The following is a 26,285-nucleotide window of genomic DNA, read 5'->3' as shown; positions in this document are numbered from 1 at the left end:
CCCCGAGTACACGAGCTATCACACCATGCGGATGGAAGATGATGGCATTGTCATGGTGGCAACTACCCAATTCTTTAACCAAGAGGCCATAATGCGAAAACTCCTTACATTGATAGTAGTGCTGGCGCTGGGCTATGCCGGGGTGTACTTCTACTATGGCCATGCTGTTAAACAGGAAGTCCAGCAACAGCTGGATAACCGTGGCCTTTCTGCGGTCAGCGTCGATAACGTTGAGTACGGTGTGCTGGCGCCCATTAGCAGCTCCGCAAATCTTACGGTAAGCGTTACTTATCGTGGCGCCCAAGCGGAGCTGGACCTAACCGTAGAAGGCCACCCCGTGTTTTCCGATGAGGTAAGCGTCCAGTTTGATGGCCTGCAAGCGCTGCGGTTGGGCATTGGTTTGGGGATGTAGTAACGCTTCAACGTGACAAGGCGAGGGGGCACCCGTCTAAGCACTTTCGTTACAACCCAGCCTTTCAAAGCGGGCCGGTATAGGCGGATTGGCATATCCTGTTTGAATAGCACGTTGTAAACGCATTGGGACGCGTAGCGACGTATGTTCTTGGCTATTCACTTGTGAAAGATAAGGGAAACCATGTATCCGGTATCTATAAAAGGGGTATTACTCCTGCCCGCCAACAAGGTCGTACTGGCGCTCAACGACCGCGATGAGTGGGAGCTGCCCGGCGGGCGTATCGAGATAGGCGAAGTATCGTCAGAATGCCTGGAGAGAGAGTTCGAGGAAGAGCTGGACGTAAAGGTCGTTGGTCAGGAAATTATCGATAGTTACCTGTTTGAGGTCATTCCCCAAAAGCATGTATTCATCGTCACCTACGGCTGCCGTCTTGTGAGCGACTTCAACCCAAAGGTGAGTCACGAACATTCCCGAATTGATACCTTTCCGGTTGATGACTTGCCCCACAACCTGCCAGCCGGGTATGTGCAGTCGATTCATACATGGTGCGCTACCCATGCTGCGCTGCTTGGAGCGCTTTCATCGTCACGTTGAGGCGATAACGTTACCGCTGAGTTGTAACTGAATACCTTTACGCCGTACTGAGAGGTAAACATGCACTACCGCCCCATGACGATTGAAGATTACGACGCCGCCGTGGCGCTATGGTTGAGTACCGAAGGCGTGCGGTTGCGCGATGCGGATTCCCGCGAAGGCGTTGCCCGTTATTTGCAGCGTAACCCCGGTTTAAGCTTTGTGGCGGAAGCAGAGGGAAACGTAGTGGGCACGATTATGAGCGGCCATGATAGCCACCGGGGCTTTATTCAACACCTGGCAGTCGCGGCTTCACACCGCAACATGGGTGTCGGCTCACAGCTGGTGGCGCTTTGCCTGGAAGCGCTTAAAAATGAAGGCATCCAAAAATCCCACTTGATGATTTTGGTAGAAAACGAAGCCGGTAAACGCTTCTGGAGCAACCTGGGTTGGGAGTTTCGGAGAGATATCGCGCTCTACTCGTTTAGTGGATATTAACGTCTGAGCTTAACCAGCAGCCTTAATTAGCAGCGTGTGTAGAGCTGGGCACATCATAATGCGGGTGGCATGGAGCGATAGGGTGTGCCTTGTTTTAAAGCAACTGCTCATTTAATTATCAGATAGACAAGTAAGGCTATACCGACGGGGTGTTAGTGCATGACTGCAAAAATATCCGGATAGGAAAATGCCAGCCAGGCTTAACGGACTGGCATTATCGCCTTGGCGGGATTATGCGTGAAAGCGAGACGCTGAAAGTGGGGATGATCCCACAGAATTACACAAAAAAATTACTCGGCACCGATCTCATCGAGCCCGGCACGGGCGCAAGACGCGTCGATATCGCCCGATGGTGCACCACCTACACCAATACCGCCGACCAGCTCACCATTGATTCGTATCGGCAGACCGCCTGCCTGAACCACCATCCTGGCATCCATGTTGTGCATCCCATCATTCCCCGGATTGCCACCGATAAATCCGGCCAGGCCAGCGGTGTCACGCCCCATGCTGGCCGAAGTGAAGGCCTTGCCTATGCTACTGTTGATGGTATGCGGCCCAGCATTGTCGGCGCGTAACAGCACTTTCGTTTCACCGCTACGAGCAGCGATAGCAACGCTGACATTGTGGCCTTCGGCAGAGCAGGCATCCAACGCAGTCTGCGCAGCAGCCAGGCTCATGTCGAGCGGCAAATAAGGCGCTGTTGGAAGATCTTGCGCCATAACGGAAACAGGAGCCATCAACACGGCAGCCAAAGTAAGATTACGAATCATTTTACGTCCTCGGTAAAATTAATATTCATATTGATGCTCTTAACCTATAGCAATGTTTAATAAATATTCAAAGTTTAAATTACTTTGTGGTGCTCTCAAGAACACCTATATAGGCCGAACGCGTTAGCGGGCGTGCTGACGCTGAGGATTTTCGTCGCATGCTATAAGCCCGGCAGCTATTCAGTGACGCTGCCTTTTCAGCCATTACTTTGAAAGGTGTCCATGGCGTTAAATCCCCACTCTTGGGCAGAAGAGCTACCGCTACTGCATGAGCATCTTTGGGCGCGCCTGATCCAAGGTGTCAGCGACCGCCACGCACCGGCGCGTTATCTCACCCTGGCCACCGTTAGCGGAAGCGGCATGCCGCAAGCCCGCACGGTAGTGCTCCGCAGCGCTGATAAGCAGGCGGCAACGATTGCTGTCTACACCGATATTCACTCAGGAAAGATCAGCGCCCTGCGCGCTAATCCTATGGCCGCGCTGCACGTATGGGATGCAGCTGAGCAGCTGCAAATACGCATAGAAGCCAGCGTCACTGTTCTGATCGGCGAAGCCGTTAGCGAGCAGTGGCAAAACCTGCCGGAACACGCCCGTAGCGCCTATAGCAGCGGGCTGGCGCCGGGCGAACCGATTGCGGCTTCACTGGATTACACCAAAACGCCGGATGAAAGCGCTTTTGCAGTGTTGTGGATGGACGTTCAAGCGATAGAAGCGCTGCACTTGGGGCAGCATCACCGCCGCGCCGTATTCTCGCGAGGTGATGGTTGGGCGGGGCAGTGGCTGGTGCCGTGATGGCCGCACAGGCCAACACCAATGGCTGGCACATTTTGCAGGAGCGGGCTTTAGCCCGCGATGGCGTAGACTACTTATTCAAGCCAGCGCTAATCGCCGTTCATATTGTAGGCACGGAAGGCAAAGAGATTAATTAAACAGGGAAGCCATGATGGCTACCGTCCGGCAGCTCAATATCTACACGGACACGACCACCCATCGCTTCAACGTAGCGTTTAAGTGAGCTAAGTCGCATATCCTGGCCCACCTTCTCCAGTCCTGCTACGGTCGGCTGCCTAACACCCATTGCATCTGCAATTTCAGTTTGCGTTTTCTCTGCCAGCAGACGAATTTCGGCTAGCCTGATCTCAAACAGCATATCGCTTGCCTTCGCTTCTGCCGCCGCAACGATCTCTGGCTTTTCTTTTGCCAGTAAATCTTCAAGCTTGCGTGCCATTGTGACTACCTCACTTTAAGGTTTCCAGATGAGCCGCATACTCTCTGTCGGCAACTGGAATCATTTCATTGTAAAAGCGTTTGTCGTTCCCGCCTTTTATACTGTATCGCTCGGCAAAATAAACGATAAGCAGAAACGCGCTTCACTATCCCAGCAGGCTAGGTTATCGGCTGGTCGGATCGAACTGTGATTCGCGCAACGGGTGTCCCATGATGATGCTCTTCTGGAAAACCTTGCCCTGACAGACAACCTGCAGGCAACCGAACAAGGATCGCATTTGGAGCCTCAATCCAGCTGAGCTTCTATCGCGGTCTTGTCGATCACCGACCAGACTTCCTGAATCTTATTATCACGGAAGAGGTAGAACGCGTTCTCGCAAAAAGTCACCTTTTTGCCATCCACCGCAAGGCCGAGGAAGCTACCTTTCGGAGTTACATCGAATCGCAGTCTGCACGCAACATGGGGTGAATCAACGGCCAAAAGCTCAATATTGAAGTGAAGATCGGGTATCTGCTCATAATCGTCTTCTAGCATGGCACGATAACCATCAAGCCCTAGGCGCCTGCCGTTGTGGTGGGCGTCGTCATGCACGAACTGGCCAAGGCTCGTCCAGTCCTGATGATTGAGGCAGGTGATGTAATCACGGTATGCCGCTTCCAAGTCACGTTTGTTCATCCTGGTTCTCCTTTCCTGGGCTGGCGTGAAGGTATTCGCCAAGGGTACACAGGCTCAGTATCATAAGTAGCCTAAACCAAGCCACAGAAGTCATCGTTCATGTCGTGCCCACCTTGCCCCAATTGCCAATCTGAATTCGTCTATCAGGATCAAAGCCTGTTCATCTGCCCCGAGTGCGCCCACGAATGGAACCCTTCCGAGACTGAGGCGGAAGACACCGTGACGGTCAAAGATGCCCACGGCACGCTGTTAGCGGAAGGCGACAAGGTAACGATGGTCAAAGACCTCAAGGTCAAAGGTAGCTCACTGGTCATCAAGGTAGGCACCAAAGCCGTTATCAAGCGGCTCGTGGATAGCAAGGATCACCAACTGGACTGCAAGGTTGATGGCGCAGGCGACATGATGGTAACCGCTCATTTTGTGAAAAAGGCCTGACTAAGAGCCGGAATTCCTCTATCCACATCACGACGCCGTAAGCTGAGGCTCATCCACTTCCGCCGCGCCACACAACGTTTCAGCAAAGCTTGCCAGGGCAGGCGTCCAGGTTTCCGGTTCGGGGGCGACAAAATAGGTATCGATGTGGGCAATAGAAGCGGGCAGCGCCAGTGTGTGAATCCCGAACCGGTGCTGATGCGCGTCAACCGTTCCACGCGGTAATACCGTATAGCCCATCCCGGCAGCGACGCAGCCCAGCATCGCATCCAGCGAGCCGAACTCAAATATCCGGCCCGCATTGACGCCATAGGACGCCAGCAATAGCTCGATACGCTGGCGGTAGCTGCACCCTTGGCGAAACGCCATGAAGGCAGACGCCAGCAGCGCTTGTGAAGAGGGCATCGTCGTCATGGGCATTGAGCCCACTAAGACAAGCTCCTCGCTAAACGCTTTAAGCACGTGGTAGCGGCTATGCTCAAGCCGCCCCGCCACGAAGGCACAGTCCACCTGGCCATTGAGCAGCAACTCGACCAGCTCAGCCGTTGGCCCGGTCTTGAGCTGGATATCAACATCAGGCTGCGCTGCGTGATACGCCGCTAGTATTGGGGGAAGGCGCAATGCCGTCGTGGTTTCCATGGCGCCTATTCGTAGCCGCCCACACGCCTTCTCCTGGCCCTTAAACAGCGATACCGCTTCATCATGGGCCGTCAACATGCGCTCAGCGTACTCCACCAGCGCCAAACCAGCACTTGTCGGGCGAACACGTCCCGCACGATGAATGAGCTGTACGCCTAACTCCTCCTCAAGTTTCTTAATATGAGTCGTCACGTTAGATTGCACCGTGTGCAAGCGTTTTGCCGCTGCCACGAAGCTGCCTGTCTCGGCCACCGCCATAAATAGTCGCAATGATTTAAGCTGCATACTCACCTTTCTGCCAAGCCAGCGTTATCTCAAAAAAAGATAGTAACTATCAAAACAAATCGTTTCTAGAAATAGTTTCTCGCGCGTAGTCTGGCTGTGCAGTACCGCGCTGCCCACCTTGCCCGAAAGGCGGCACAAAAAGGACACAACCTGATGAGCCGAACATTTACTTCCCACGATTTGCCCGCCCTGATGACCGGCATAATGGCGACCCTAGCGGGGATCGGCATTGCTCGCTTTGCCTACACGCCATTATTACCGGTGATTATTCAGGAGGGTTGGTTTACCGCAAGCCAGGGCGCCTACTTGGGGGCCGCCAATCTGCTGGGCTACTTTATCGGCGCGCTTGTCGCCCACTCCCTGAGTGAGCGCTTTTCTACGCGCCACGTAATGGGGGCAAACTTCGCAGGTATCGCTTTAAGCTTTGTGCTTTGCGCTGGGGAGGGCGGTTTCACCTGGTTCTTCTTCTGGCGCCTGGTGTCAGGCATTGCGGGCGCCATTTTAATGGTGGTTGGCCCTTCGCTGGCGTTGGCGGCCACGCCCACAGAAAGGCGAACCCGTGTCGGTGCCATGGTGTTTACGGGGATTGGCCTGGGCGCTCTGCTTTCAGCCTTCATCGTGCCGTTGCTGCTTGAATTAAGTCTCGCGTTTACATGGGGCGCGTTGGGGCTGCTCTGCATGATGGCGGGGCTTTTATGCGATCACGGCATCACTCGGCTGGCGTTACCTGCCACGGCCACCTCAACGGCCAATAAATCCAGGGAGTATTCGGGGGTAAAGGTCGTCGTGTGGCTGGTCATTAGTGCGTATGCCCTGGATGCGGTTGGGTTTGTGCCCCACACCGTGTTCTGGGTGGATTATCTCGCCAGGGAAAACGCGCTAGGTAACCAGGCCGCTTCATTTCAGTGGGGGATCTTCGGTTTAGGTGCCGTGTGCGGGCCGCTAATGGTCGGCGCCCTGGCGCAGCGAGCAGGTTGGCATTATGGTTTGGCGATTGCTTTTGTAGCGAAGGCTGCCGCTGTCCTGCTGCCGGTGTTCTCGCTAGCACTGATCAGCCAATCGGTTTCCTCTTTTATGGTAGGGGCGATGATCCCCGGCATTGTCGCACTCACCTCGGGCCGCCTTGCTGAGTTGGTAGGGCCAACCGCGCACAAGAAAATCTGGGGGCAAGCCACCGCCGCTTTTGCTGCTGCCCAGGCAGTGGCTGGCTATGCCATGTCGGCACTCTATGGCGTTTGGGGCACTTACTCGCCGCTGTTCGCCATCAGCGGCCTCATGCTCGTCGCAGGCTTTTTTCTGGTACTGCTTAGCCGTGGTTTACAGCAACGCAACGCGGCGCTTACTGCTCAAAACAGGAGATAATAATGGAACTCTACCTAAACGCCACATCGCCCTACGCGCGCCTGGTGCGCATCGTGCTACTGGAAAAAGGCCTGAGCGACGCCGTTACGTTGAAATGGTGTGACCCCTGGGCAGACGACCCCGCGCTGCTCAAGGCCAACCCTGCCGGGCGTATTCCTGCGCTAGTCACCGAGGAAGGCACCACGCTCAGCGAATCAATGCTGATTGCTGTTTATCTGGATAGCGTTTATCCGGAGAAACCCATGGTGCCACCGCCTCACTTGGGCGAGGTGCTGCACTTGGCGGGGTTGGGACACAACCTCATGGAAGCGGCGTTTACGATGGTGATTGCCAGAAAGCACAATGGCAATGAGATTGACGATAGCGAGCTGGGCCAGCGGCGTTCGCGAGCCATTCAGCGATTACTGAACCAACTGGACAGAGAGCTTGGCGAAGCGCCAACGGCCTCGACTCTTAGCCTCGGTGATATCGCCGCCGTTGTCGCGTTGGATTACCTCGCTTTCAGATTGCCGGAGGTAGCGTGGCAGGAGACCTATCGACCGCTTGCTTCGTGGCACCAGGCTGTGATCACACGTTCGAGCTTTCAGGCGACAGCGTTTACCACATCTTAACGATGATCCAGCGACGAGGAGAAAAGGCCACTGCAACGCCAACGCTACCGACTAAAAACTAACCCGCCGCGATGGGATTAATCTAAGTTAACTGCTAGTCTCGGAATATTAGAGCGAAAAACGCCGCAGGGAACACACGATGCAGAATGCTTGCCAACGGTTCACCCTACTAAGCAGCTCATACAAGGGCAGGCTAGCGGTATTCTGCATGGCTCTACGGACGGTTGCCCCCCGCGAACGCGGCTATCTGCCACGCCACTACTTTTCATGTAAAGACGTGCCGGTCGACGACTTACTCAGCGTTTCAGAAACCATGACTTGTCGCCCTTTTGTCGAGCTGTCCCGCGGTACCCAACCTGCCAAAAATGTGAGGTATTACTGAATGTTGCGAGGGAGGCGCCACCGTTCGACATGAGCGCCTCAAAATCTCATGTTCTTTATCAAGATCTATCTGGTAGGACGGTATGGTCCTATAAGTAGAAGGCTTGCCTATAAAAATGCACTATTAAGAAGAACGTTCTGTTTGACATTTTCCGAAAATAATTACCATTTTGCCGTAACTTGGAGATGGGATTCATGTACCTTAAAAAGGTTTCTATACGGAACTTTCGTCGTTTAAAAGATATATCAATTGATTTCGAAGGAAAGGAAACCGTTTTTGTAGGACCTAACAATAGTGGTAAGACATCCGCAACTGCTGCGATTAGGAGCTTTCTAAGCAGTCGGGACTTCAAGGTTCACGATTTCTCGCTCTGCTCCCTAACAGCGATCAACGCATACGACCCAGATGCTCCTACCCTCCACCCATGCATCCAGCTTGATCTTTGGTTTCATATTGATCCTGACGCGATTGAGTTTGGAACAGTTTTCGCTCTGGCAACTGACCTCGCCGGCGACTTTACGGAACTTGGTATTCGATGTTCCTTGGAAGTGGAGGATACAGGTGAGCTCTGGACCAAATATGATCAAACATTCCCCGTTAACGCAGATGGGCAACGCAAAAAAACACTGGTAGATTTCCTCGCTCTAGAAGGGAATCTTAAGGCTCATTTCAAGACACAATACTATTCTCTGAATAATAGCGACACGGGCGTCGTTTCGGCCTCGCTTGATCCTAGCGAGGGGAAGAAGACGCTTCGCTCATTGCTTCGTGTCGATTTTGTTGATGCGCAGCGGAACATCGACGATGAAAATGCCACGCGAAGCAACAAGCTCTCAGAAGCATTTGCAGCATACTACCAACGAAATCTGGAGCAAGCCGAAGCAGCCGAGGGAGCGGTAACAGTGATCGAACAGAACAATCAGAATTTGACCGATCACTATCAACAACATTTTCAGCCCTTAATGGGGATTATTGCGGACCTGGGGCTGCCCTCGCACAATGATCGGGCAATGAAGGTTGTCTCGACGCTCAGCTCCGAAGTTGCACTGCGAGGAAGCTCCGAACTCTTCTATATAGACGCGTCGTCCAGTCATGAACTGCCTGAGGCCTATAATGGCCTTGGCTTCAAGAACCTTGTCTTCATGGCAATTCAAATCGACAACTTCTATAAACAATGGCTTGCGACCGAAGAAAATCGGCCTCTATGTCAGATGATATTTGTCGAAGAGCCCGAAGTTCACCTGCATGCGCAAGTGCAACAAACATTTATTAAGCAGATGTGGAAAGTGCTCACTCAAGGCGCCGGTGCCAATGAACCGCGCCCACAACTTACTGTAACAACCCACTCGTCTCACGTTCTGGATGCGGTGGATTTCTCAAAAATTCGCTACTTCCGCCGCGTTGATTTGGATGACGGAGGTACAGGGAATACATACCCAGGGTCGATTGTCAAAAGCCTTAAGGAATTCCGACCTGATGAAATCAAGGTCGGTGATATTGAGGTCTCTGCAGATGAAGCACTGGCTTTTCTAAAAAAGTACCTCCGGTTAACACATTGCGATCTGTTTTTCGCTGATGCCGTCGTTTTAGTTGAAGGGGCCGTTGAGAAATTGCTCTTGCCAAAAATGATTGATCTATCAGCGGGTGGTTTGAATTCGAAGTACCTCACGGTTTTGGAAGTCGGCGGGGCATACAGTATGCGATTCTCTAAATTGATGGGTTTTTTGGGTGTTCCCTATTTAATCATCACCGATATCGACTCTGTTGATCCGGCCGACAATAGAAAGGGGTGTAAGGCAACCGAAGCAGGAGCCGTTACATCGAACGCTTCCATAAAGTATTTCTTCGCCGGTAGTGACCTTGTCTCTGACTTGACCGCTAAAGCCGACGTAGATCATATCCAAGACGACAATATGCGATTCGTCGCTTACCAGAAAACATTAGAGATCGAGTATGGGGGGGCAGTCCACAGCTTCCACGGCAGGACACTCGAAGAGACCTTTGTTTATGAAAATCATGAACTCTTCTCTAGTGGGGCGCTGTCGATTGGTAAGAGAATACCTGCTGACGCCGCAGAGTTTCACGACGTTGTCTGGAAGCGGATAAAGAGTTCAACCTTTAAGAAGACTGAATTTGCGATGGATGTTCTGACCCGGGATTCAAACGTTGAAGGTGCTGTGCCTTGGAAGGTTCCACAGTACATAGCAGTCGGGTTGCGCTGGCTAGAGGGCCGTTTAAACGACCAACCGGTTGAGGGAGAGCAGAATGCCTGACCTTAAGCCAACCGAAGCAGATAACGAAATTGCCAGTTGCATAGATGGAAAAACATCCTTCACGGTCATTGCCGGTGCTGGGTCAGGCAAGACCACATCATTGATCGAGGCCCTAAAGAAAATTCGGGAGACCCGAGGGCATCAACTGAGGGAACGAGGCCAGAAAGTGGTTTGTATCACCTATACCAACCGGGCCGTGGCGGTGATTTCATCACGTTTGGGGTTTGATGCGCTTTACTTTGTAACGACACTCCATGGATTCCTCTGGGGAGAGGTTTCCAGGTTTCAAGCTCCTCTAAGAGAGGCGTTGGTTGAGCATGTTATTCCTGGTCATATCGGCAAGGCTCAAGCAGCCGATAATGGAGGGTATTCGCAAAGAGCGATTGCTGCGAGAAAAAAGATTGAGCGTTTGCAATCTGAGCTCGCGGCACTTATCGATAACAGTCCACCCGTGAATTACGCAGAAACGACGGCAAGCGATTACTCGAAATGCTTACTCAATCACGATGACGTCATAGATGTAGCTTCGCACTTAATCGCAACGAAACCGATGCTTCAAAAAGGTCTCGGCTTCAAGTATCCCTATATTTTCGTTGATGAAGCGCAAGACACCTTTCCGCAGGTGATGACTGCACTAAATTCCGTTTGCGCTTTGGAAGGGCTCCCAATCATAGGGTATTTCGGCGACCCTATGCAGCAGATTTACGACAAGCGCGCGGGATATTTCGCTGGGCCTGAAGGATCAGTGCCTATAACGAAGCGAGAAAATTTTCGCTGTTCTGTCTCAGTCATTAACCTACTCAATAAGTTTAGGGACGATGTCGAGCAATTTCCTGCGGGTAAGAACGCGGACGTCGAGGGTAGTGTTGAAATCACTATCGCTCGGGCCCCGGAGCCTGAGGGGGCCAGAAAAACATACACGCCAGAGCAGCTTGATCAAGTGTCCAGCATGTTTCATCAAGCGCTGGAAAATTGGGAGTGGAATGACAGCCCAGCTGTGAAAAAGCTGTTCTTGGCAAGGCAAATGATTGCAAGACGTCTGAACTTCCCAAAACTTCATCGATTGTTCACTGGTGTTTACTCATCATCCCGCTCCCAATCCGACTACGAAGACGGGACACACTATCTTCTAAAGCCTTTTTTAGAAGTGATCCATCCTTTGGTTTCCGCCTCGACCAAGGGAGATTCGAAACGCGTCCTCGATGTCTTGCGACACGGAAGTCCCGCGTTCTCATCAAGTGGTGCGAACAAGGGAAAGTCGCTCACACAAATGCTCAATCGGGCCGGCGAGGTTTCTCGGCAACTATCTGACTTTTGGGGGGGTGCGACAACCAAAGAAATTCTTAAATACTGCGAGGGCGACGCCTTACTTTCGATTTCGGATCGCCTTTCTTTACAGCTAGGACGTGATGCGCGCGATGATTTTGACGCAGAGAATGAGGACCATCAGCGAGACAAAGGAGACTGGTTGGCTGATGAGTTTTTTAAGATGGATTGTAGAGAAATCGCCCCATATGCTGACTTTCTTGATGAAAACTCCCCGTTCAGTACTCAGCATGGTTCCAAGGGCGAAGAATATCCAAAGGTGTTGGTGATGATCGACGACGTCGAAGCCTCTTGGAATACCTACAGCTTCGGGAAGACACTTACACCTGGCACTGCCGGGGATCCAACCGAACGCCAAGCTGAGCTTACCCGAAAACTTGCTTATGTTTGCTTTTCGCGGGCCGAAATAGATTTACGTATTCTTTTCTTTTCTCTTGATCCAGAGAAGGCCGGATGTGAGCTGATCGACAGAGGCTTATTCACAAAGGAACAAATTTCCTACATTTAGCAGTCCGAGCGAAAACCAAGATATTCGCGTCGCTCGGCGTTTTGTGCGTATAACTGAAGGTGTCCGACGCTCCACGCTAAATTGTGAAATTAGGCTGCCGTCTTCTTTAACTGGGAGATAACCAAACTATGTAAGCAGTCGTGTCAATTTGGGTCCCGTTACTGGCCAAATGCTCTTTGCGGGGCGAAAAACCGCTCTTGGCCGATAACTGACAATGCTAGAGCCGGTGTGTAAACTTTAATTAATCCCCGTCCCGCTAACCCGCATCACCTCCCTAACCACCGCATCATTCAAAATCCCCCGTTTGGCTTCCACCAATGTAAGCCATTCGCGGGCGCGGGTGATGCCGGTGTAGACCAGCTCCCGCGTCAGAATCGGGTTGGGCGTTTGGGGTAGCAGCAGTGCCGTGTGCAAGAACTCCGAGCCTTGGGATTTGTGTACCGTCATCGCGAATACGGTTTCTACCGCGTGCAGGCGGGAAGGCAGTACCCAGCGGATGGGATTTTTCGTATCGCTGGTGGGAAAGGCGACTCTATATAAGGTTCTTCCTACGCCGCGCGGGTCGGGTACTGCTAGCGTAATGCCAATATCGCCGTTCATTAGCCCCAGGCTGTAGTCGTTTTGTGTGACCAGCACCGGGCGGCCTTCATACCAGCCTTTCTCTAGTTCGATATCGCTTGCGCTTAATAGCGTGTGGCTGCGCAGTACCTTAGCGATGCGTAAGTTCAAGCCTTCTACGCCCCACGGCCCTTTGCGTAGTGCGCAGAGCAGTTGGAAGTGGCCGTAGGCGTTTAGTACGTGGCTGGCCCAGGTGTCGTAGGCCTTTTTGTTTTCCTCAAAGGCTAGGGTTACCTCGGGGCGCTGTTGGTCCAAAACCGTGAGGTAGTGCCGGTAGCCCGTGGGTGGCGCTATTTCTTTATTGGTTTTCTTATCAAGGCGGCCTTTACCGGCATTGGGGAAGCGCTCCGGGGAGCCGGTCACCACCAGGCGCTCCAGGGCGCTGTCATTTTCCCCGCCCAGCACCAAATGATGCAGGTCGGCGTAGCCGTGGCGCAGGGCGCTGTGTACGGCGTTCTGTTTATCGCGTTCGCTAAGCGTGCTTAACGGCTGGTTAATCGCCTCGGCCAACTGGCCAATGCCGCTGGCAGCGTCAAAGCGGTGGCTTACCCGCAGCATGGTAATCGCCTGGTCGAGGGGCTGGCCGTTGGGGCAGGTTAGCGCTTCGGGCAGCGGGTGGCCGGTGAGTTTGGCAAGCCACTCGGCGGTTCTTGGCGTGTAGTGGGCGGCCTCGGCGCGTCGGCATAAATCACCGAGTACGGCACCGGCTTCTACAGAGGCGAGCTGGTCTTTATCGCCCAGCAGCACCAGCTTGGCGTGGGCGGGCAGGGCGCTTAACACGGCGGTCATCATTTCGATATCCACCATGGAAGCTTCGTCGATCACCAGTACGTCCAACGCCAACGGATTGTTGGGGTTGTGGCGGAAGTGGCGGGTGTCGGGCCTGGCGCCTAGCAGGCGGTGTAGGGTGGTGACTTCGGTGGGGATTGAGGCACTTAGTTGTTCAGTGCATGAATCTTCGCTCGCTAAAGCGGTCTCCCACAATGAGTCAGGCTCCTGCAATGAGGTTTGTTTCAACAGAGTGGCCAGCGACTGCGTAGGCAGCTGGCTTACCTGCCCGGCGATGGATTCATTCAGGCGGGCGGCGGCTTTGCCGGTGGGGGCGGCCAGGCGAATGCGTAGCGCTTGCTCGGGCGAATGGGCCAGTTGCAGGGTTTGCAGCAGGGCGAGCAGGCGCACAACGGTGGTGGTTTTGCCGGTGCCGGGGCCGCCGGTAATAATCGCAAAGTGGCTGCGCGCCGCCAGCGCGCAGGCGACCTTTTGCCAATCCAGTGTGCCGTTGTCGGGGAACAGGGTGTTCAGGGCTTGTTGGAGCAGGCCTGAATCAAGCACATCACTACCCATCACCGAAAGCGGCCCATGCCCCATTGCCGTGTTAGCGCCTTCTTCAAGCGCCAAGCGAGCGGCGATTTCCTGATGCAGGGTTTGTTCGTACTGCCAGTAGCGGCGCAAGTAAAGCCGGGTGGTGTGCGGGGTGTCGGAGCGCACCAGCGGCGTGTTGCCGTGGCCGTTGCTGATCAGCGTGGGGTGCTCAAGCGCGGCCTGCCACTCGGCAAGCGTTAGCGTGGCTAATACCTCGCTGGGTAGCGGCGGCGGGTCGCTTAGGTCATCGCCTTCTGGCGGTAGCGAAAGGGCGAAATCCGGTGCGTTCAGCGTCGCGTTTAAGTCCAGGCACACATGGCCTCGGCCCAGCTGGTGGCTGGCAAGCGCGGTAGCCAGCAGAAGCAGCGGCGGCACCTGGCCTCCCTCGCGGGCGAAGAAGCTGACCAGCGCGCGGTCCAGGTCGCGCAGCCAGCCCCTGGCGACCCAGCGCTCGCAAAGCGCCATTAAAGTGCCCGTATCGTTCAGCGCCGGGTGCCGTTGGTGGACAAGTGCTACTGTGCTGTTACGTGGCGTGGCAGGCGCAGGCTCGTTTTCGCCGAACAGGTCCAGGGTTTGTAAATCTTTCATGCCGTTTCCTTAAGGCCAGCGCCGTTGGCCGTGCCTGCAAATAACGCATCCAACGCTTCAATCAGCGCCACCGGGGCGGGTTCGGGGTGTACGCCGCGTGCAGGCGTCCGGCTGCCACGCAAAAATACGGTCAATGAGCCGCCCAAATGGACGTGCGGGTCGTAGTCGGGCAGGCGGGCTTTTAACAGCCGGTGCAGCGCCAGCAGGTACAGCGCGGCCTGTAGGTCGTAGCGTTTTTCAAGCAGCGCGGCACTCAGTGCCTCGGCACTATAAGCGCTGTCGTCTGCGCCCAGGTAGTTGGACTTCCAGTCCAGCACGTAAAAGCGCCCATCAAACTCAAACGCCAAGTCGATAAAGCCTTTGAGCATACCGTTGAGCGTATCGGCATCCAGCGCGGGCCGCGCAAGGCCGGGAAGTAAGTGCTGGCTAACCAGCGCATCCAGCGCTTGCGTATCTACCTGATGGGCAGCAAACCAGAACTCTAGTTCAACCTGATAACCGCTTAGCTGTTGAAGCGCCACGGCACTTTGCTGGCCGGGAAGCGGCAGCTGGGTGCCGAGCAAATCCTCAAACCAGCCTGCCAGCGGTTCATACCATGCTTGCCAACCGCGCAGTTGCAGGCGGCGGCGCAGAGTGTCTTCACGGGCGGCGGTGTCTTCAAGCGCCTTGGCAAAGCCCAACTGGCCTGCCCATTCCAACAAGCCGTGTAGAAAGGTGCCGGGGCCGGGGCCGCGAGGGAAACGGTGCAGGTGGCTTGCGTTTGCTCTCGGCTGGTCGCTGTCAGCTGGTAATAGGGAGTGAGTGGTTACACTCGCCATGGGCTGCCCGGTTAGAGGAGAACCTTGCAGCAGGTCTTGCGGTTCATCCAGCACTTCAAACGTGGTGGCTTCCTGGGGCGTGGTGGGTTCCGGCGTGGGGGCAGCGGTTGATAACAGCCCTGAGATGCCGCCCGTGGTGCGCAGCGCCGAGTAGCTGGCGATCCACCACTGCTCGCGGGCCGGGCGCGTGGGCGTGCGGGCTTGCCCCAATGCTTCTTGCTGCTGGGCGGGCGTAAAGCACAGTGCAGTAGGGGCTGGCGCAGGCTCCAGGGCGATGTCGCTTTTATGGACCAGCGCGGCAAGCGCTTCGCTGAACTCGTTGGGCGCAATGTAGTTACCGCCGTTAAGCAGGTAACCCAGGGCGCTGCCTTCACCATCCTTTAACGGCGCAAGCCCCAGCCAGGTGGCATGGCGGGCGCGGGTAAGTGCCACGTAAAGCTTGCGTAAGTCTTCGCCTAAACGTTCGCGGTCGGCGGTGGCGAGTGTTTCTGCATCGGCGCTTAGGCTTAGCTGTAAATTGCCTTCGCCATCGTGCCAGCGCAGCGGCACATCGCCTTTTTTGGTGGGGCGATGGTTGGCAATAAACGGCAGAAATACCAGCGGGTACTCAAGCCCCTTGGATTTATGGATGGTCACGACCTTGACCAGGTCCGCATCGCTTTCCAGGCGCAGCTTGTGGCTGTCGCCGTGGCTTTCCGGGTCAGCAATCGCTTCCGCCAGAAAGCGAATCAGCGCGTGCTCGCCATCCAGTTCCTGGCTTGCCTGCTGAAGCAGTTCGCCCAGGTGAAGCAAGTCGGTTAGCAAGCGCTCACCTTCGGTCAACGCAAGCAGTCGGGCAGGAATGTCGAAGTCCACCATTAGCTTGCGCACCAGCGGCAGCACGCCCTGGCGCTGCCACAAGCGGTGGTAACGGCTGAACTGCTCTACCCGGGCCTCCCAGGCAAGCTCGCTCTCGTTAAGGTGATCAAGCTCGCTAAGGCTTACCCCAAGCAGCGGCGTGGCAAGCGCTGCGCGCAGCTTGGCTTCCGCCTGGCGGGAGTTGGCCTGGGATTCCGCACAGGCGCGCAGGCAGGTTTCCACCTGCTGGGCGATAGATGAGCTAAAGACCTTGTCGTGATCCGAAAGATAAACGCTTTTAACCCCACGGCTGGCAAGCGCCAGGCGAATAGCGCGGGCTTCCTGCAGGCCGTTCACCAGCACCGCCATGTCAGAGGGTTTGAGTGGCGTGAGTTCGCCCTCGGCTTTAAAACCCGCTTGCCGCTTGCGACCCGCTTCCAGCAGGGCGGTCATGTGGGAAGCGCAGCCTTCGGCCATTTCAAGCTGATAGGCGGTTTTGGAAAGCGGCTCGTCAGCCGCCATTTGCCACAGCGTCATGGCGGGCAGCGGCGCGCCGTTCAACACCAATTGGTCGGCGCGGCCTTTGGCGTCGACCGGTAAAAACGGCAAGGGGTTCTCGCCGCCTTGTTCACGAAATAAAAACGCGCCCGCTTCGTGCTTGTCGGCGTAGTTAAAGCAGTGGTTAACCGCGTTGACCATCGCAGCACTTGAGCGAAAGTTAGTGCCCAGCGTAACGTGACGGCCATCGGTGTCGTGGCGGGCTTTCAGGTAGGTGAAAATATCCGCGCCACGGAAGGCGTAAATGGCCTGCTTGGGGTCGCCAATCAGCATCACGGCGGTGTCGCGGCGCGGTGTAGCAACGTTATATACCGCGTTAAAAATGCGGTACTGGATTGGGTCGGTGTCCTGAAATTCGTCAATCAGTGCGACCGGGAACTGGCGCTGGATTTGGGCGGCCAGCGCTTCTTTATTGGGGCCTTGCAGGGCGCGGTCCAGGTGCGTGAGCAGGTCGTTGGGGCCCATTTCAGCGCGGCGCTCCTGCTCGCGTTCCAGGCGCTTGCGGCACCACTGCACGGCGTGAATCAGCAGGTCGTTGCGCGGCTCGGGCAGGGCATTAAGCTCGCCGGGCAGTTGGGCGAGCGCTTCCCACACCGCTGGGCAGGGCGGCGTGCCCACTTTCCAGATATCGGCCATGCCCTCAGGCGTCATGCGCCGCCAGGCGGCATCGGTAAGCTGGGGGTGGTCGGCATCGCTGGTGCACCAGTCACGCAGCGCGCCTAGCCAGTTGGCGCGGCTTTTGGCGTTAAAGCTTTGGCCCTTAAAGGCTTTTTGTTGGGCGGCTTCTTCCAGCGCGGGCACCACATCGTTCAGCCATGCAGCCCAGGGGGCTTTTAACGCGCTGAGTTTGGCGGCTCGGGCGGCCTGGCAGTTCGTTAGCGTTTGCAGAGGTTCGGGGCGTTGTTCGCCCAGCGCGTCGCACTCAGGCAGTAGGCGTTGCAAGCTGGCGTGCAGGTCGTCGGGGGATTGCCAGTAGCTAACAATGCTTTCCAGCGCGTCGCTCTCAAGGGCGTAGTAAAAGCTGCGCCAGTAGTCGCGCACGACGTCTTGTTCTAGCTCGCGCTGGTCGTTCTCCAGGTTCAGCGAGAACAGGCTGCCGCTATCGAAAGCGTGCTCGCGCAGCATGCGGTAGCACCAGCTGTGAATGGTGGAAACGGCGGCTTCGTCCATCCACTCGGCGGCCAGTGCCAAGCGCCGTGCGCAGGCGGGCCAGGCCGAGGGTGGGTACTCACTGCGCAGCTCAAGCAGCAGTTTGTCGCCTGCGTTTTCATCACTGCGAAAAATCTCAGCGGCTTCCACTAGCCGGTTACGAATCCGCTCGCGCAGTTCCTGGGTCGCGGCATTGGTAAACGTGACTACGAGAATTTCGGGCGGCGTGAGCGGGCGGATAAAGGCGTCGTCATCCTCTTTGCTGCGCCCGCCCAATACCAGGCGCACGTATAAAAGCGCGATGGTGAAGGTTTTGCCGGTACCGGCGCTGGCTTCGATCAGGCGGCTGCCGTGCAAGGGCAAGCTCAAGGGGTTGAGTGGGGCGGGGTGGCTCATCACTGGTCTCCAGGAGCAGGCGCTAGCAGGCACAAAAACAACACGCCCCGGATGGGGCAAATAGGGGCGGCTGGAGAACTATATCGCGATGACCCTTAGGGAGCAAAAAGCAGCGAGCAAAAGGCACAAGCGAGCGGGTTGGGCTGGGAGCCAGCGCCATCACCTGATAATCTTGTCGGCTAGCCACTTTGCGGGCGACCGGTTTACGCTACCGCGGCTTCTGTTCACGTTGATGATGAGACTTCATGCTGACCTCGCTTCTGGATAACGACTTTTACAAAATCACGATGCAGAACGCCGTGATTAAACGCTTCCCGTATGCCCATGCGCGCTACGCTTTTATTAACCGTGGTGCGCATGCCTTTCCAGAAGGGTTCGGTGCTGCATTACGCCATGAAGTCGATAATATGGCGGCGCTTCGCTTAAACGACGAAGAGAAGCGCTATCTCGAAACGACCTGCCCTTATCTGGACCCCACTTATCTCGATTTTCTGGCCGGGTTTCGTTATGACCCCAGCGAGGTCATTATCGAGCAGCAGGGGGAGGACCTTTCGGTGGTGATTGAAGGCCCGTGGTATCGCACCATCCTTTGGGAAGTGCCGTTGATGGCGCTGATCAGTGAGCTTTGGTATCGGTTGCGTGGTATTACGATTACCCCTGAAGCGGATGCGATGATCGAGCAGAACGCCCAGGAAAAAATCGAGCTTTACCACCGCATGGGGCTCAAAATCGCTGAGTTTGGTACGCGTCGGCGTTTCTCCTTTAATGTTCACGACCGTGTGGTGGGCGCGCTTCGCCATCACGGAGGCGAGTCGTTTACCGGTACCAGTAATGTGCTACTGGCGATGCGCCATGATGTGAAGCCGATTGGTACGCACGCCCACGAGTGGTTCATGTTCCACGGTGCCCGGTTTGGTTTCAAAATGGCTAACAGCCTGGCCCTGGAGCATTGGGTGGACGTTTACCGGGGCGACCTGGGCATTGCGTTAACCGATACGTTTACCTCGCAAGCCTTTTTCGACAGCTTCGATAAGAAGTTTGCCAAGCTGTTTGATGGCGTGCGCCACGATAGCGGCGACCCAATCGACTTTGCCTCACAAACCATCGCGCACTATGAGCGCCTGGGCATTGACCCGCTGAGCAAGACGATTATCTTTTCCGATGCGCTCACGCCGGAAAAAATCGAGCGCATTCATGCGTTCTGCAAAGACCGTATCGGCATGGCATTTGGTATTGGCACCAACTTCACCAACGATGTGGGCGAGGAGCCCATGAACATGGTGATCAAGATGGTCGAGGCGCGCCCAGAAGGCCAGGGCTGGCTGCCGGTCATCAAGCTTTCCGATGTGGCCGAAAAGAACACCGGCGACCCGGAAATGATCTCGCTGGCCAATCGCATACTCCTGGTTAATCACACGCATTAAGCGAAGCGCGTCTTCTTTTACTGAGCAGCACTACTCTTTCACCGCACGGTAGAGCGGCAGATAAAGGGCGTCTGCCAAGGCGGCGAAGCGGAGGGCGGGATTAGCCCCTTCCTGGTGACCCTCGTTAAATAGCGCTTCAAAGTGGGGCCATTGGCGGGCGAGGTAGGCGCTTTGCGCGACTTCGCCGGTTTGAAAGCGCCCGCCTTCATAGGTGCTTGCCGCTGCGCTAAAGGCGTCGCTATCGGCGGTGCTGTCCACCGTTCCCTCTTTACTCAGCCAGGCAAACGCTGCTTGCGGGGCAAGGGGCAGCGGCAGGGTCATTCCCGCTTTCCAACACTGCACAATAGTCGCTAGATGGCCCTGGGCGGTATCCGCTGCTAGTGGTTCAAAGCGCGCATGGCCCGCTTTGGAAAGCAGCTGGGTGGTCATCGGCGACACCGCATTGGCAGCCAGGTGGGCCACCCAAGGGCGGAGTAGATGCTGCCAACGGTACTGCCCACGGCCACGCGCATTACTAATCAAGCTGTTGCTCACCAGCAGCAGGCGGCAGCGCTTGCCGCTCTCATCCGTGCGCAGTTCGTTAATCCAGTCGTTAACCGAAAGCTCGTGGGAGTTAAATGCGACCGCTTGAGGGGTTTCCACGGCGACGGGCCACTCTTCGAGCGCTTCCCGATAGGCATCAAACAGCGCTTGCATGGGCTCGGCCAGCGATTCGCTCATGCGCTCGCCAAAAGCGCCTACCGCTAGCACGCCCTGGCCCTTGATGCGCTCAAGCGCGGCAAACATGGCGTCTTCACGCGGCTCGCCGTTGTCTACCGCATGGCGCTGGGCGGCAATCAGTTGGTCCTGCAGTTGCCAGTGTTGTAGGCCGTTAAGCACAAACGGCTCGACGTCTAACTGGGTCAGAACCTCCTGCTCAAAATACACGCCAAGGCGGGTGTTGAAGAACGCCTTGGCCGGTTCACGCAGAAAACTGCCTAGCTGGGCAAGCGTTAGTGGAACGTCCTGGTTAAATTCGAGCAGGGCACTTTGCTGTTTATTTGGGTTTTCCTGTGAGGCGAGCAGCGCGTGCTGTTCGTGGGCATCGCGCCATTCATGTACATAGGTAAAGAGCCGGGCCTGGGAGGCTGAACTACCGGGCTGGGCAAAATAGCGATGGCTAAACGGTTGCAGCGGGTGCTCGGTGGTCAGCGCTTCAATCAGTGGCTCGTCAGCCTGGCGTTGGCTTACCCAGCCTGCCGCCAGGTGATCGCGCAGTTGGCCGACCAGCACGGAAGGCGGCATGGGGTTGTTGTCGATCTGGCTGCGGCCCACCCAGCTGATATAGAGCTGCTGGCGCGCTGACAGCAGCGCCTCCAGAAACAGGTAGCGGTCATCCTCCCGGCGGGAGCGGTCGCCGGGGCGGTAGTCGCTGCCCATCAGGTCAAAATCCAGCGGCGGTTGGGAGCGTGGGTATTCGCCATCGTTCATGCCCAGCAAACACACCCGCTTGAAGGGAATGGCGCGCATCGGCATTAACGTGGCGAAGTTGACCGCCCCGGCTAAAAAGCGCTGAGAAAGGCTGTGCTCATCAATTTGCGAGAGCCAGTGTTCGCGCACCATGGAAAGCGGCAAATCGTCATTCAATTTGGCCTCTTCGGTGCTGTCGAACAGTTGCTGAAGCGCGCCTTCCAGCTTGGTCAGCATCACGCTCTCTGCAGCGTCATCGGTAAGAAAGTAGGTTTCCAGCAGCTCGCGCAGTCGGCTCACCCAGTTGGCGGCGGTGGTCGGCTGGCAAAAAACCTCCCACGTGGTTTCCAGCTTCTCAAGCAGTGTTGCCAGCGGCCCGGCAAGTGAGGCTTCAAGCCCGCCGATGTCATCAAACGGCTCAATACCTTGCCACGCGTCCGCCACGCCCACGGTGTAGCCCAACAGCAAACGGCGCAGGCCAAACGCCCAGGTGTTCTGGCTTAGGCCCTGGGGCAAATCAAGCCGGGTGCGCTGCTGGGCGTTTAAGCCCCAGCGGATGCCCGCACCCTCAATCCAGCGGTTTAGTGTGGGCAAATCGCGCTCTTCAATGCCAAAACGGGCGCGCAGGGCGGGCACGTCTAACAGGTCGAGCAGGTCGCTCACTGAGAGGCGCAGCTCCGGCAGGCGCAAGAGTTTTTCGAGCGCAATCATCAGCGGCAGGCGGTGGCGGCTGGCCTGGTCTGAAAGGGTGTAGGGAATATAGCGCGGGTCGTCGCGGCCAAGCGTGCGGTAGCTTGAGCGGTACTGACCAAACACCGCTTCAATATGCGGCGCGTAGCGGTCAATGTCCGGCACCATAACGATGATATCTCGTGGGCGCAGCTCGGGGTCGGCGCTGAAAGCGGCCAGCAGTTGGTCGTGAAGGATCTCCACTTCGCGCTGGGGGCCGTGGGCGATATGAAACACAATCGAGTCGTCGTGGGTTGCATCAACCGCAGGCCAGGTCGTTTGGGTTTCGGCCACCGGGCGCAGCTCGCGGATATCATCCTGGAGCTGGCTGAGTAGGCAGGCGTGCTCGGGCGTACTGAACGGCTCGAACATATCAATACGCAGCGCCTGTTGCTCAAACAGAGTTTGGTAGTTGCCTGAATCATCGTGTTCATCCAGTAGGCGCAGATAGTCGCGCCCCTGCTTTCCCCAGGCCGCCAACAGCGGTTGGGCATGCAGATGCAGCGCGCTATCTACATCGCCGTCGCCGAGTACGTCCAGCGCTTCGGGCATGCCCGTTTTACGCTGCTGGCGGTAGCGGTTGGCGCGCAATAAATCCTTGTGTTCGATGATATCTGCCCAGTAAAACTGGCAGGGGTTATGCACGCACAGCACGATTTGGCAGCAGCGCGAAAGTGCTGCCAGGGCTTCCAGCGTTTGCTGAGGCAGCGAGGAAATCCCAAAAATAATCAGCCGACGCGGCAACCCCGGCGGGCAAGCCTGGCCTTCCAGCTGTTCGGCGACCTCTAAAAAGCGGCTATGCACTTGGGCGCGGCTGCTGTTAAGCCCGGCCTCGCCCTGGGAGGCGGCAACATCATCGCGCAGGGCGCGCCATAGCTCGGGTTGCCAGCGCTGGTGCTCATCCAGCGGGCGCGCTTCGCCGCGTGCGGTAATGAGTACGTCCTCGCCCCGTGCCCAGGCGTCTAGCCAGTCGGCGCGGTACACCTGGTATTGGTCGAATAAGTCCGCCAGGCGCTCGGCCAGTTGATAGTGCTTACGCTGGTCGCGGTCGGTTTCCAAAAAGCGCGCCAATGGGGCAAAGGCGGGCTTCTCAGCGAGGCTGGGCAGTAAGCGCAGCAAGCGCCATACCAGGCGCGATTTATCAAATGGCGAAGTTTCAGGCACCGCCTGGGCATCACCGGTAATATGCGTTAACACCGTGCGGTAGGCCTGCCATAAAAAGCGCGCAGGCAGGGTAACGTTCAGCGCCGCCGCAATGCCCGCGCCGCCCTGTGCCGGATCTTCCGCCAGAGCCAGCTTCAACCACTGCCCGATGCCGTTGCTCTGCACCAGAATCGTCTCGTTCTCAAGCGGGCCTAACGGATGAAGGCGCATCCACTCAACCGCTAACCCGCGCAGGTCTTCCAGGCGGTTGGCATGCACCACCATAAAACCCGGCGTAAGAGGCGATGTATTGGCAAGCAATGAGGGTGACGACATGCGGCGATATTTCCTTCAAGGCGGTAGCGATAAGGCACAGTGCTTAAGACACGTACTTAAGACTACTATGGTGCCATAAGTTAAACGTCTTTAGTGGGTGCTATCGATAGGAACTTTTGCAGCTTATGGGTTATCATAAGTGATAACTTTAGGGGCTGTTTAATGCAATGGCAGATTGATTTCTATCCTGGTGTTGAAAGCGACATCCTTGGTATGCCGCCAAAAATTCAGGCCAGGATGCTTCGGTTGTTAGAAATGGTTGAGCAGCATGGGGCGAACTTGGGTCCGCCGCATACGGAAGCGATGGGAGACGGTCTCTTTGAGATAAGGGCAAAAGCCAAAGAGGGTATAGGGCGCTCCTTATTTTGTTACGTACAGGGCCAGCGGATAGTTGTTCTCCATGTCTTTATTAAAAAGAGCCAAAAAACGCCTCGCCAAGCGTTAGCACTAGCCCGGTCCAGACAGCGTGAGGTACAGCCGTGATGAATTTAAAAGCATTGAAAGAACAGGCGCTCCAGAATTCTGAGGTTAACGCTGAGTACGAGCGGTTGGCGCCTGAATTTGAATTAGCCAACACGCTTATTTCCATGCGTCAGCGTGCGGGCCTTACTCAGGAAGAGCTGGCTCAGCGATTACATACTCAGAAAAGCAATATCAGTCGGTTAGAACGTGGTGACAGTAATCCTGGCTGGAAAACACTGCAGCGTTATGCTCAAGCGTGTGGGTTTGATCTGTCTGTCCTGCCTCGACCCCATAAAGCAGCTGTTTAGCTTAAATAGATAACCATGTGTTTTTCATCTTCTCTTGCGCGCAAGCCAGGGTATCCCCAAGCTATGCAGATACTTTGAGTAAAGCCAAGAGGACTTCCCCATGACCGATACACCAAACCATACTCGCCGCCATTCCGCCCCGGTGGTCGATGGCGTGGGTAAAGCCGCCAGCCGTGCCATGTTGCGCGCAGTAGGATTTAACGACGCTGATTTCAAAAAGCCCCAAGTGGGCGTGGCCTCTACCTGGAGCATGGTGACGCCGTGCAACAGCCATATTGGTGAGCTTGCCGAGCAGGCCCGCGAGGGTGCCGATGCTGCAGGCGGTAAAGGTGTGGTCTTCAACACCATCACCATTTCCGACGGTATTGCCAATGGCACCGAGGGCATGAAGTACTCGATGGTCTCGCGGGAGGTGATCGCGGATTCCATTGAGACCGTTGCGGGCTGCGAAGGATTTGATGGCCTGGTGGCAATTGGCGGCTGCGACAAAAACATGCCGGGCTGCGTAATGGGGCTGGCACGTTTGAATCGCCCCAGCGTGTTTGTATACGGTGGCACCATCATGCCGGGCAAAGGGCACACCGATATCGTCTCGGTGTTCGAGGCCATGGGTGCTCACTCGCGGGGCGATATGGATTTGATTGAGCTCAAGCAGATCGAGGAAACCGCGATTCCTGGTCCCGGTTCGTGTGGCGGTATGTACACTGCCAATACCATGGCATCGGCCATTGAAGCGCTGGGCATGAGCCTGCCGGGCAGCTCGGCACAAAACGCCATTTCCCAGGAAAAACGTGACGACTGTAAAGCGGCGGGCGAGGCGGTGCTTGAGCTGCTGGCGCGGGATATCAAACCTTCCGATATCATGACCCGTAAGGCGTTTGAGAACGCGATTACCGTGGTGATTGCGTTAGGCGGCTCTACCAACGCGGTGCTGCATCTTATCGGCATGGCGCGCACTATCGATGTTGAGCTGACGCTTTCCGACTTTACCGAGATCGGTAAACGCGTGCCGGTAGTGGCAGATCTTCGCCCCAGCGGCCACTACATGATGAGCGAGCTTGTGGCGCTTGGCGGTATTCAGCCGCTGATGAAAAAACTGCTGGAAGCTGGCCTTCTACACGGCGACTGCCTGACGGTCACCGGGCAAACACTGGCGGAAAACCTGGCAGGCGTTGAAGCCTATCCGGATGACCAGAAAATTATCGCGCCGCTGGATAAGCCGATTAAAACCGAAAGCCATCTGCGGATTCTTTATGGCAACCTGGCGCCGGAAGGTGCGGTCGCTAAAATTTCCGGCAAAGAAGGCACGCGCTTCTCCGGCACGGCGCGGGTGTTTGGTTCTGAAGAAGAAGCTCAGGCGCGCATCAATGATGGCACCGTGGTGGCAGGCGATGTCGTGGTTATTCGCTACGAAGGCCCCAAAGGTGGCCCGGGTATGCGCGAAATGCTCACACCGACGTCGGCCATTATGGGGCGCGGCTTGGGCAACGACGTCGCGTTGATTACCGATGGCCGCTTTTCAGGCGGTAGCCACGGTTTTGTGGTCGGCCACGTAGCACCGGAAGCCTTTGATGGCGGCCCGCTGGCGCTGGTGGAAAATGGCGATCTCATCACCATTGATGCCGAAGCGGACACTATTGAAGTGCAGCTAAGCGATGAAGAATTGGCAACCCGCCGTGCCGCGTGGCAACAGCCCGCACCGCGCTATACCCGCGGTGTATTGGCCAAATATGCACGGCTGGTAAGCTCAGCAAGCACCGGCGCCGTTACCGACCAAAGTGAGTAAATGACGCTAGCGGCCCGGCCATTCGCGCCGGGCCGTCGTTACGGAACACGCCTATATGCGGTTTGGTGGCGTGCGACAATACGTTTACCGAATTTTGTAGCGCGTGGTAAGCGCCAGCGCACCCGCGGATGCAGCGCGAAGCGGTGCCGTAGTTAGGTGGCGCAGTCCGGGCGGCTGGCGCCGCCATTCGCGGGTGCCTTGCCGTTCGTTCCTCACGGCGCGTTACCGCGCGCTACGATGTGTGCAGCCATCTGAGGGGATTCTTGTAGCGCGTATATGGACTCCTCCTCGCTTGCAAGCACAAAAGGTCATGGCGGCTATGTCGACTGCGAGCGTATATTC

Annotated in this window: 21 protein-coding genes; 14 read left to right on the top strand and 7 right to left on the bottom strand. The window is 56.2% G+C overall.

Going from position 1 to position 26,285, the window contains the following annotated elements; genetic code table 11:
* The first annotated feature begins 91 nt into the window (after nt 1-91).
* From INT20_RS13285 to INT20_RS13275, 3 genes are all read left to right on the top strand, one after another.
* Nucleotides 92-412 carry a hypothetical protein gene (locus INT20_RS13285; RefSeq protein WP_193057086.1) on the top strand — a complete coding sequence of 107 codons (321 nt, stop codon included), beginning with the start codon at nt 92-94 and terminating at the stop codon, nt 410-412.
* A 183-nt stretch (nt 413-595) separates the two neighbouring features.
* The gene (locus INT20_RS13280) at nt 596-1,009 is read left to right on the top strand and encodes an NUDIX domain-containing protein (RefSeq protein WP_193057085.1); all 414 of its coding nucleotides are present in this window, start codon (nt 596-598) and stop codon (nt 1,007-1,009) included.
* 60 nt (nt 1,010-1,069) lie between these two features.
* Nucleotides 1,070-1,486 carry a GNAT family N-acetyltransferase gene (locus tag INT20_RS13275; RefSeq protein ID WP_193057084.1) on the top strand — a complete coding sequence of 139 codons (417 nt, stop codon included), beginning with the start codon at nt 1,070-1,072 and terminating at the stop codon, nt 1,484-1,486.
* Between the two features lie 290 nt (nt 1,487-1,776).
* On the opposite strand, the gene INT20_RS13270 is transcribed toward INT20_RS13275, so the two are convergent.
* Nucleotides 1,777-2,259, bottom strand: a complete 483-nt coding sequence (locus INT20_RS13270) for a GlcG/HbpS family heme-binding protein (protein WP_087111822.1) — start codon at nt 2,257-2,259, stop codon at nt 1,777-1,779.
* Nucleotides 2,260-2,481: 222 nt separating this feature from the next.
* Between INT20_RS13270 and INT20_RS13265 the strand changes: the two genes are divergently transcribed.
* Both INT20_RS13265 and INT20_RS13260 read left to right on the top strand, forming a co-directional pair.
* Complete coding sequence (locus INT20_RS13265) at nt 2,482-3,051, top strand: pyridoxamine 5'-phosphate oxidase family protein (protein WP_193057083.1); 570 nt, start codon at nt 2,482-2,484, stop codon at nt 3,049-3,051.
* Nucleotides 3,051-3,188 carry a hypothetical protein gene (locus INT20_RS13260; RefSeq protein WP_193057082.1) on the top strand — a complete coding sequence of 46 codons (138 nt, stop codon included), beginning with the start codon at nt 3,051-3,053 and terminating at the stop codon, nt 3,186-3,188. The genes INT20_RS13265 and INT20_RS13260 overlap by 1 nt, the downstream gene beginning before the upstream one ends.
* On the opposite strand, the gene INT20_RS13255 is transcribed toward INT20_RS13260, so the two are convergent.
* Together INT20_RS13255 and INT20_RS13250 are read right to left on the bottom strand one after the other, a co-directional pair.
* On the bottom strand, nt 3,185-3,487 hold the full coding sequence (locus tag INT20_RS13255) for a helix-turn-helix domain-containing protein (protein WP_087111826.1): 303 nt from the start codon (nt 3,485-3,487) through the stop codon (nt 3,185-3,187). The genes INT20_RS13260 and INT20_RS13255 overlap by 4 nt on opposite strands.
* A 285-nt stretch (nt 3,488-3,772) precedes the next feature.
* A complete protein-coding gene (locus INT20_RS13250) occupies nt 3,773-4,162 on the bottom strand; it encodes an ester cyclase (protein ID WP_193057081.1) in 390 nt (129 codons plus the stop codon).
* Between the two features lie 99 nt (nt 4,163-4,261).
* On the opposite strand from INT20_RS13250, the gene INT20_RS13245 reads away from it, so the two are divergent.
* A complete protein-coding gene (locus tag INT20_RS13245) occupies nt 4,262-4,597 on the top strand; it encodes a zinc ribbon domain-containing protein YjdM (RefSeq protein ID WP_193057080.1) in 336 nt (111 codons plus the stop codon).
* Nucleotides 4,598-4,624: 27 nt separating this feature from the next.
* Here the strand turns inward: INT20_RS13245 and INT20_RS13240 are convergent, their stop codons facing one another.
* Nucleotides 4,625-5,518, bottom strand: coding sequence for a LysR family transcriptional regulator (locus tag INT20_RS13240; RefSeq protein ID WP_193057079.1), 894 nt, complete (start codon nt 5,516-5,518; stop codon nt 4,625-4,627).
* 153 nt (nt 5,519-5,671) lie between these two features.
* Here INT20_RS13240 and INT20_RS13235 point away from each other — a divergent pair, with 153 nt between their 5' ends.
* The 4 genes from INT20_RS13235 to INT20_RS13220 all read left to right on the top strand — a co-directional run bounded on the left by INT20_RS13235 (nt 5,672) and on the right by INT20_RS13220 (nt 11,980).
* Nucleotides 5,672-6,880, top strand: coding sequence for a YbfB/YjiJ family MFS transporter (locus tag INT20_RS13235; protein ID WP_193057078.1), 1,209 nt, complete (start codon nt 5,672-5,674; stop codon nt 6,878-6,880).
* A 2-nt stretch (nt 6,881-6,882) separates the two neighbouring features.
* The gene (locus INT20_RS13230) at nt 6,883-7,491 is read left to right on the top strand and encodes a glutathione S-transferase family protein (RefSeq protein ID WP_193057077.1); all 609 of its coding nucleotides are present in this window, start codon (nt 6,883-6,885) and stop codon (nt 7,489-7,491) included.
* A gap of 576 nt (nt 7,492-8,067) precedes the next feature.
* Complete coding sequence (locus tag INT20_RS13225; protein ID WP_193057076.1) at nt 8,068-10,146, top strand: ATP-dependent nuclease; 2,079 nt, start codon at nt 8,068-8,070, stop codon at nt 10,144-10,146.
* Nucleotides 10,139-11,980 carry a UvrD-helicase domain-containing protein gene (locus INT20_RS13220; protein ID WP_193057075.1) on the top strand — a complete coding sequence of 614 codons (1,842 nt, stop codon included), beginning with the start codon at nt 10,139-10,141 and terminating at the stop codon, nt 11,978-11,980. Before INT20_RS13225 ends, INT20_RS13220 begins: the two co-directional genes overlap by 8 nt.
* 237 nt (nt 11,981-12,217) lie before the next feature.
* Here the strand turns inward: INT20_RS13220 and recD are convergent, their stop codons facing one another.
* Both recD and recB read right to left on the bottom strand, forming a co-directional pair.
* Nucleotides 12,218-14,548 (bottom strand): exodeoxyribonuclease V subunit alpha, encoded by a 2,331-nt coding sequence (gene recD, locus INT20_RS13215; protein WP_193057074.1) that lies wholly within the window; start codon nt 14,546-14,548, stop codon nt 12,218-12,220.
* Nucleotides 14,545-18,306 (bottom strand): exodeoxyribonuclease V subunit beta, encoded by a 3,762-nt coding sequence (gene recB, locus INT20_RS13210; protein ID WP_193057073.1) that lies wholly within the window; start codon nt 18,304-18,306, stop codon nt 14,545-14,547. Before recB ends, recD begins: the two co-directional genes overlap by 4 nt.
* A gap of 245 nt (nt 18,307-18,551) precedes the next feature.
* Here recB and pncB point away from each other — a divergent pair, with 245 nt between their 5' ends.
* Entirely contained in the window at nt 18,552-19,730 is a 1,179-nt protein-coding gene (pncB, locus tag INT20_RS13205) for a nicotinate phosphoribosyltransferase (RefSeq protein WP_193057072.1), read from the top strand.
* 30 nt (nt 19,731-19,760) lie between these two features.
* Here the strand turns inward: pncB and recC are convergent, their stop codons facing one another.
* Complete coding sequence (gene recC / locus INT20_RS13200) at nt 19,761-23,387, bottom strand: exodeoxyribonuclease V subunit gamma (RefSeq protein ID WP_193057071.1); 3,627 nt, start codon at nt 23,385-23,387, stop codon at nt 19,761-19,763.
* A 162-nt stretch (nt 23,388-23,549) separates the two neighbouring features.
* Here recC and INT20_RS13195 point away from each other — a divergent pair, with 162 nt between their 5' ends.
* The 3 genes from INT20_RS13195 to ilvD all read left to right on the top strand — a co-directional run bounded on the left by INT20_RS13195 (nt 23,550) and on the right by ilvD (nt 25,943).
* On the top strand, nt 23,550-23,870 hold the full coding sequence (locus INT20_RS13195) for a type II toxin-antitoxin system RelE/ParE family toxin (protein ID WP_193057070.1): 321 nt from the start codon (nt 23,550-23,552) through the stop codon (nt 23,868-23,870).
* A complete protein-coding gene (locus INT20_RS13190) occupies nt 23,870-24,157 on the top strand; it encodes a helix-turn-helix domain-containing protein (RefSeq protein ID WP_172116060.1) in 288 nt (95 codons plus the stop codon). Before INT20_RS13195 ends, INT20_RS13190 begins: the two co-directional genes overlap by 1 nt.
* 100 nt (nt 24,158-24,257) lie before the next feature.
* Nucleotides 24,258-25,943: a dihydroxy-acid dehydratase gene (gene ilvD / locus INT20_RS13185; protein WP_193057069.1), complete on the top strand. Its 1,686-nt coding sequence runs from the start codon at nt 24,258-24,260 to the stop codon at nt 25,941-25,943.
* The last annotated feature ends 342 nt before the right edge of the window (nt 25,944-26,285 follow it).

The organism is Halomonas citrativorans, assembly GCF_014898005.1.
In the GTDB taxonomy this organism is placed as follows: Bacteria; Pseudomonadota; Gammaproteobacteria; order Pseudomonadales; family Halomonadaceae; genus Vreelandella; species Vreelandella citrativorans.
The sequence above is the reverse complement of the archived record's forward strand: the minus strand, read 5'-3'. Positions and strand labels throughout refer to the sequence as shown.